Raw genomic sequence first — 7,922 nt, 5'->3', positions numbered from 1 at the left:
ATGAGTAAGATTGAGCGCCCGGGCGACCGCCGTGTCTACTGTCATTTTTGACAGGTATTAAGACCGTCCATCGGAATGATATCTCCCCGGCGCACGCGTGCGTTCGACTTCAAAGCGTGCGCTGTCGACCCAAGCGGAAATCGTCTCGCCAGCCGCGCCGTCCGTAATGGTCTGCCTGAACCGATACCAGTTACCGCCTTCAGGGAGTGCCCGTATCGACTCGCCGCGCCATTGCCCATCGACGATGGCCAACTCCGGCGCCCAGAACACCTCGGGGTTGTACCAGCTCACGAGGGTGCCGATGCCCTGACGGCCGCGACCGGCAAACTGCAACGGATGGACCACCCAGCTTCCCGGGGCCGGCTCGTCGAGGATGGGCAGAAAAATACCCAGCACAACCGCTCGGCGCGCTTCAACCGATTCGAAGGTATCCAGAGACGCGACAGCTTGCAGTTGGTAACGCCCTCCAGCCACCGCAGCGCAGTCGCACATCACCGACCAGGTGCGATCCTCACGCACAATGGTACTGGCCAGCACTGAGCGCGCGCCCTCTGCCAGCGTCACCGTGACGGTGTCGCCAGGCACCCCGAAACCCGATACCACGGCTTGCCGTCCAATCGCTTCGCCCTCGACCGGAGTCTCGATAAAAGGCGCGGCCGGGACGACATCGAATGACATCCAATCGGTGCAAGCGGACTCGTGCACCGTGCCGTTGTCATCAAACGATTGCCGCACCCGGAGGGTATGGCTACCCACCGGCAACTCCACCTCGCGCCGCCAGAGACTGTTCCAGCCGACGGTAATATTGCGCTGCCACGGTTCGTCATCGCCATCGAGCCAGACGTCGACCCATCCTCCCGCCCTGCCGGTGCCTTCAAGCGCTGCCTCGCGAGCCAACTTGCCGCCAGCCTCCGGCGTGGTGATCCGCGGCGGCAACAGCACCACCTTCAAAGCATGGTTTTCGCTGCGCTCGGAATCGCGTGAGTCGAGTGTCTGTACGGCATAAACCGTGAACTGACCAAACTCCAGGTCGCTGAGCGTTATGCGCCACTCACCGCTGTTTTCCAGGTGCAGGGGATTTCCCACAGCCCGATCGAACAGAGCGTTGTACAACTGCATCGTGGCGAATTGCATACCGTTATTGCCGCAGATTTCTACGTCGCTCCCCACCTCGTCACCCGCCGCGGGTGCGGTGATGCGCGGTTTGAGCATGGGGATCTGGACGGTGAAGGTTGCGTCGACTGCCACCGAGGTTTGCTGAGCAAAATACTGGGTGACGGAAACAGTGTGCACACCCGGGTCAAAATCTGTGGACCGTCTGAAGGTCCAGAGTTCACCTTGAACCGTTGCCGCGTAAGAGGTGGGGTCATCGCTGAACGTGATATTGACCGTAGCGCCCGGCCAGCAGGTACCTTTGAAAAACGGTGAAAGGCCCTCTTCGACTGGCGGTTCCAGGCCGGGAGCCAAAGGGGGAATGGTGACTTTGAGGACGACCCAGTTGGGCGACTCGTGCTCGTCGAGAACCTGCTTGATGTGAACTTCACGCTCGAACACAGGCCCCCAGACTGCCAACGCCTTGCTCGACCATTGGCCGCTGGCGACAACCACGGCGGGGGCTTCCAGATCGGCGCTATTTGGTTTGCGCGGTTGCACCGTGGCGCCGTTATAACCTTTGCCGCTGAACGTGGGCTGGTAGTCCCGGGTGTATTTGACGTCACTGACATCGGGTAACAGGTGGTTAACCGTGAATCGGAAGGGATGCGACTCGATCCAGCCGTTGGCACCGTCGCCAATTTTCTGGATCACCTCGACGGTGTAGCTGCCAAAGTCCCAACCGGCAACGGATGACTCCCATTTGCCAGTCGCCGGTATCGTTACAGTAGGCGGCGCATCGCCTCCACCCGCGGTGACGGAGAACTGGACCTGTGTAATGAGTTTCGGATCGTAATGCCCAGTGCCGGAAAAGGTGATGGTGTCGCCGTGCTGCGTGTGCGTACCCGTCGGCTTGTCCGGGCGTACCCGTATGCCGAAGGGGATGTTGCTGACCGATGGCTGGCCTTTGTAGATTTGCCAGCAGACAATTGAATGCGGCCCCGGCGTCAGCGTGAACGAGGTTGACCATTCACCCGAAGAGGAGTTGACCGGCGTTTGTATCTGGGCCGAAGTATTTTCCGAACGGATCACGACCGAACTGTCATCCGCGATTCGGACGGCCCCCTTGAACAGCGATGTCGTATCGACGATTTGCAGCGATGTCGGCGACTCGATACAAGGTGGGCCCAATACGTAAAAGTTGCTTATGGTGGCCCCGGAGGTACCGTCGCCGTAAGTTTGCCGAATGCCCAGGACATGGCTTTGCCCGGGTGCAAAGTCATAAATGCTGGTACCTCCCCAGGCTCCATTGCTCTCTACCGTGGCGTTTGCCAACACTTTGATTAAGGTGTTCTGGATGACAGCATCTACCGTTGCATCGGGCAAGCCACCGGTACCTTCAATACGCGGCCTTTGTAAAGTCGTAACGCCAATGTCAGTGACTGTTACAGGCTTGATTACGGTAAATACCGTTGTTTGAGTGTATCGGCCTGTCGTCCCGGGGAGATCTTCCCGGATAAGGAAGGTCCGTCTGCCTTGCGTTACAGACGGCAGCAGCCTCGCGCTCCATCGCCCGTTCGCACCGGCTGTGGCCGCTTCACTCAATGCACTGTCAGCGCTGTTGGGAACTACAAGCTTGATGACGCTGCCTTGTCGGGCAGTCCCATGCACCCACTCGCTAACCACATTAACGGGATCAAAAGCGGCGGCACGCCTGACCACCGCGTCCAGGTAGGTCATATCTGACCACTTACCCTTGTAGTTCCACTGAGCATGAAATCTGCCCGGATATCCCTCCGCGAGTTCGCCAAGGTAAACGGTGTGCCAGTCGTAATCGCGAAAATAACGGTCGATTAATTTTACGCTGCCGCCGCTTGTTACGAACCAAATTATGGTCTGGTGATCCAGACCGTCTCGCTGTGGGATCCTGAAGGTCAAATCTACCCATTTATCAATCAGTACCGGGCCTGTGTGCCCATACTCCGGCCCGTTGATCAACACCCCCGGGGCACCGGATTTGGCGCCTTGCGCAGAGGATGGCTGCTGTGAAGGGGCGTCTTCAGGTGCGTCGGGGCCTGTATTTGAATCCTCGGTCATGGTGAGTTTCCTTGTACGTCCTGTCGGCAAGTGAGCGCTTCATTTAAAGTCCGGAATACAAGATTTGGCACCTGTAAGATCTGACAGTCCCGACCAGCGGTAACTCTTCCCACATAGCAACCTGGCAATGTCCGTCAGCCAATCCCGCACGGCTCTATCACTCTGCGCCTTTGCCTACACATCAATCAGAATCCGCCGGCTTGTGCGCCTTGCTGATGCCCCGTAACGTGATCCGTGCCGCTGCCAATCAGTGGTCGGGTTTAGTCGCCCGGGTCATGTGCATTGCGTACAAGCGTCATCCAGTCGGGTACTCCCTATCCCCGCACTCGATGGTGGCTGTTCGCAGGGCGCCCTTGGGCGCGCCGGTTTGTGCACTCCCGGCCGACTAACCTGCCTACAGCCGCCACCCCATTCGTTCGTTCAGGTCGCGACGAGGTAAACCGCGGCACCTGGCGATGGCGATCTATTAATTGAGCGAGACGGGTTTGCTGCTTGCGCAGAAGGCGCTGGATCACGAGCGGGCGATTACGCTGGCCTGGGCCTGGAAAGGCGTTGCCGGTACTGGCGCTTTCGCGAGCAGGCTCGCTCCCACAGTTGTTTGCGTTCCTTCAGTTGCAAATGCGATTGAAGGTGGGAGCGAGCCTGCTCGCGAAGCTTTGACGGTTATGCATCAGGCCGAGGCCGGCAGTGGCTGGAAGCTGAAATACTGGCGCAGCGCCCCGACCAGTTGCGCGTATTCTGCCGGCGGTTGTTGCAGGCTGAAACCGGCGTCGTAATGCAGTGGCGTGACGTCTTCGTGACACCACAGGCAACAGGCGGTCAAGTCGATGATTTGTTGGCAACCGTCGCCGCAAGGGATCTTCAAGCGCAATCGGAAATCCACGCCAACCCACATCGGCAGCGGACTGATCAGCATCAATCCGTCGTTGGACACGTTACCGAGAAAGCCGATGGGCTTGTCGGTAACGCTGTTGAACACTCTGAGGAAATACGGCAGTTGATGCCGTTCGATCCGGCGGTCGGTAAACATGCGCAGTTCGCCATGCAAGGCCCCGTCACGGAGCCGCACCTTTGCTTCGGAACGCGCCGGTGTGGCAGGCACGCTCTCCCCGCTTCCGGTGTGACGGTCGCGACATCGCCGTCACCTTACTACTGCCAGTTGCAGGTGTTGCCCCGGTTAGAGACTCAACTCTAAACCCGGTTCATTGGACTATAGCCCAGCTTGTACAAGCAGCCAGATTTTGTAGGACGAACCGATCAGAAACGGGTCGGCCGCACCACGGCCGCCGCGCTACGAGTCGGGTAATGGCCCAGGCTCTGCAGGGTTTCCAGGCGCGCACGGGCGCGGTAGGCGTATTCACTGTTGGGGTACGAGGCGATGATGAACTGATAGGTCTGCACCGCGTCGATGAAAAGCTTCTGCCGCTCCAGGCACTGGCCGCGCATCATCGACACTTCCGGCCACACATACGGCCGGGCACGGCTGGCGCGCTCGACTTTGGACAGTTCGAGCATGACCTGCTCGCAATTGCCACGATCATAGGCGCTGTAAGCGTTGTTCAAATGATGGTTCATCGACCAACGGGTGCAGCCCGTGACGGCGAGAACGCTAAGGGCAAGGGCGGCAATGGGCAACAATCGCATGGGGGATCTCCTGTCTTGTGCTTTGTATCGACACCTGCACAGAAATCTTCAGTAAGGCGATGACCGAGTCAAAAGTATAGAAGCCACTGCAACCCGTATTGCGAACAGCAACGCTCAGCGTCCTTCCATCAAAAAAGCCCCTGATCGGTGAGAGGATCCAGGGGCATTGGATCGAAAACCTGCCAGCCTTCATTCAACGATAAAGTTACGCACAGCTGAGTCTATTGAGGGTTGGCCGGCGCGTACAAGTTTAGCGACGACCCCATGCGCTCCAGGCGCCAAGTTCCTAACCACTCCTGACCACTGGCCTGTGGTGATAATCCCGACCTGAAACAGTAGGCCTCCCGCAACATCGAAGACTTGTAGGATGTCTCCCTTTAAAGCCGGTTTTGCCGCACCGGAAATTGTTAGTGAGCGCCCCACTTTTGCCCCCTCCACTGGTTCAATGATTACCGGAACGGGAAGATCGTTTTTTTCCGCAGTCATTTTCTTCATCTCCATATCCTCGCCAGTCATTGACGAGTACCAGAGCATTACAACGATCCTGCTGACATCTGCCTACCTGACATAAATGACAGTCCCGACCAACGGTGTGTTTTTACACCGAAGCACTTCAGCATGTTCGATAAGAAATAAAAACGAATAAGTAGTGCAAACGAACAATGACTACACCCTTCGAGCATAGTAGCCTCTGCCTGCGCTTGAACTCAGGAGTCTTTGCATGTCCGTCCGTCGTACCAAAATCGTCGCTACCCTTGGCCCGGCCAGTAACTCGCCGGAAGTTCTCGAACAGCTGATTCTGGCTGGCCTGGACGTCGCCCGTCTGAACTTCTCCCACGGCACCCCCGACGAGCACAAGGCTCGCGCGAAGCTGGTGCGTGACCTGGCGGCCAAGCACGGCCGCTTCGTCGCCCTGCTCGGTGACCTGCAAGGCCCGAAAATCCGTATCGCCAAATTCGCCAACAAGAAGATCGAGCTGAAGATCGGTGACAAGTTCACCTTCTCCACCAGCCATCCGTTGACCGAAGGCAACCAGCAAGTGGTCGGCATCGACTACCCGGATCTGGTCAAGGACTGCGGCGTCGGTGACGAGCTGCTACTCGACGACGGCCGCGTGGTGATGCGCGTCGAAACCGCCACCGCCAATGAACTGCATTGCATCGTGACCATCGGCGGTCCGCTGTCCGACCACAAAGGCATCAACCGTCGCGGTGGCGGCCTGACCGCTCCGGCCCTGACTGAAAAAGACAAGGCCGACATCAAGCTCGCCGCCGAGATGGAAGTCGACTACCTCGCGGTGTCCTTCCCGCGTGACGCCGCCGACATGGAATACGCCCGCCAACTGCGCGACGAGGCCGGCGGTACCGCCTGGCTGGTGGCGAAGATCGAGCGCGCCGAAGCCGTGGCCGACGACGAAACCCTCGACGGTCTGATCAAGGCTTCTGACGCGGTGATGGTTGCCCGTGGTGACCTCGGCGTGGAAATCGGCGACGCCGAACTGGTGGGCATCCAGAAGAAAATCATTCTGCACGCACGCCGTCACAACAAAGCGGTGATCGTCGCGACCCAGATGATGGAGTCGATGATCCAGAACCCGATGCCGACCCGCGCCGAAGTGTCCGACGTGGCCAACGCCGTGCTCGACTACACCGACGCCGTGATGCTCTCGGCCGAATCCGCTGCGGGCCTGTACCCGCTGGAAGCTGTGCAAGCGATGGCGCGCATCTGCGTCGGCGCGGAAAAGCACCCGACCGGCAAGACCTCCAGCCACCGCATCGGCAAGGAATTCACCCGCTGCGACGAAAGCATCGCGCTGGCGACCATGTACACGGCCAACCACTTCCCGGGCGTGAAAGCGATCATCGCCCTGACTGAAAGTGGCTACACGCCGCTGATCATGTCGCGCATCCGCTCCTCGGTGCCGATCTACGCCTACTCGCCACACCGCGAGACCCAGGCGCGCGCCGCGATGTTCCGTGGCGTGTACACCATCCCGTTCGATCCGGCTTCGCTGGAACCGCACGAAGTCAGCCAGAAAGCCATCGACGAGCTGGTCAAGCGCGGCGTGGTCGAGAAAGGCGACTGGGTCATCCTGACCAAGGGCGACAGCTACCACACCACCGGCGGCACCAACGGCATGAAGATTCTGCATGTCGGTGATCCGCAGGTCTGAGTGAAGCGCTGAAAAGCAAAAGCCCCGCCATGTGAATGGCGGGGCTTTTTGTTTTCTGATCCAGCAGAGGGATTGACCGATCGTCCCCTTTGCTCGCGAAAGGGCCGGCCCGACCGACAAAGTTCTCAATGCCGTTTGAGGAATTCGCTCAACGCCGCCAACGCCTCGGGCGTACGCAACCGCTGGGTAAACAACGCGCCCTCCTCCTCGATCACCTTGCGGATCAATTCGCGATCCGGCGCGCGCATCAATTGCTTGCTGATGCGCACGGCTTCAGCCGGTAGCTCATCAAAACGCAGCGCCACTTCCCGCGCCTTGCGCAACGCTGCCTCGCCATTGACCAACGCTTCGGTGGCCAGGCCCCACTGTGCGGCCTGCTCACCGCTGAAGCCCTCGCCAAGCAACAGCAACTGCGCCGCTCGGGCCTGACCGAGCAAGCGCGGCAAAATCAGGCTGGAGCCGAACTCCGGGCATAAACCAAGGTTGACGAACGGCATGCGTAGGCGCGCATCGCCCGCGACGTAGACCAGATCGCAATGCAGCAACAGCGTCGTGCCGATGCCCACCGCTGCACCGGCCACAGCGGCAATCACCGGTTTGCGGCATTCGAGCAGATTTAGCATGAAGTGGAACACCGGACTGTCGAGGTCGCTCGGCGGTTGCTGGATGAAGTCGGCGATGTCGTTACCGGCGGTGAAACACTCGGCGCCGCCGGTGATCAGCACGGCGCTGATGTGCGGGTCGCTGTCAGCCTGTTTCAGCGCTTCAGCGAGGCGGCTGTACATCGCGCGGGTCAGGGCGTTTTTCTTGTCCGGACGATTGAGGCGCAGGGTCAGTAAACCGCGTTCGCGCTCCAGCTCAATGGCTTCGGTCATGGCGTCTCTCAACGGTGTCGGGCTCAAGAAAATCAACTGTG

The 7,922-nt window shown here is 59.4% G+C and carries 6 protein-coding genes; 1 reads left to right on the top strand and 5 read right to left on the bottom strand.

The window, feature by feature from the left end; translation table 11 throughout:
- Positions 1-57: 57 nt before the first annotated feature.
- The 4 genes from HU765_RS15375 to HU765_RS15360 form a co-directional block, all read right to left on the bottom strand.
- Positions 58-3,189 carry a hypothetical protein gene (locus tag HU765_RS15375; RefSeq protein WP_186621528.1) on the bottom strand — a complete coding sequence of 1,044 codons (3,132 nt, stop codon included), beginning with the start codon at positions 3,187-3,189 and terminating at the stop codon, positions 58-60.
- Between the two features lie 670 nt (positions 3,190-3,859).
- Positions 3,860-4,219, bottom strand: a complete 360-nt coding sequence (locus HU765_RS15370) for a PilZ domain-containing protein (RefSeq protein ID WP_186621579.1) — start codon at positions 4,217-4,219, stop codon at positions 3,860-3,862.
- Positions 4,220-4,446: 227 nt separating this feature from the next.
- Complete coding sequence (locus tag HU765_RS15365) at positions 4,447-4,833, bottom strand: tetratricopeptide repeat protein (RefSeq protein WP_186552220.1); 387 nt, start codon at positions 4,831-4,833, stop codon at positions 4,447-4,449.
- A gap of 189 nt (positions 4,834-5,022) precedes the next feature.
- The gene (locus HU765_RS15360; protein ID WP_186621526.1) at positions 5,023-5,367 is read right to left on the bottom strand and encodes a hypothetical protein; all 345 of its coding nucleotides are present in this window, start codon (positions 5,365-5,367) and stop codon (positions 5,023-5,025) included.
- 187 nt (positions 5,368-5,554) lie between these two features.
- Here HU765_RS15360 and pyk point away from each other — a divergent pair, with 187 nt between their 5' ends.
- Entirely contained in the window at positions 5,555-7,006 is a 1,452-nt protein-coding gene (gene pyk, locus HU765_RS15355) for a pyruvate kinase (RefSeq protein ID WP_186621523.1), read from the top strand.
- 125 nt (positions 7,007-7,131) lie between these two features.
- Here pyk and HU765_RS15350 read toward each other — a convergent pair whose 3' ends face one another.
- Positions 7,132-7,881, bottom strand: a complete 750-nt coding sequence (locus HU765_RS15350) for an enoyl-CoA hydratase-related protein (protein WP_186621522.1) — start codon at positions 7,879-7,881, stop codon at positions 7,132-7,134.
- Positions 7,882-7,922 lie beyond the last annotated feature (41 nt).

The sequence above is a fragment of the Pseudomonas sp. SWRI81 genome (genome assembly GCF_014268545.1).
Taxonomy (GTDB): domain Bacteria; phylum Pseudomonadota; class Gammaproteobacteria; order Pseudomonadales; family Pseudomonadaceae; genus Aquipseudomonas; species Aquipseudomonas hamedanensis.
This window is presented reverse-complemented; position numbering and strand designations above follow the sequence as displayed.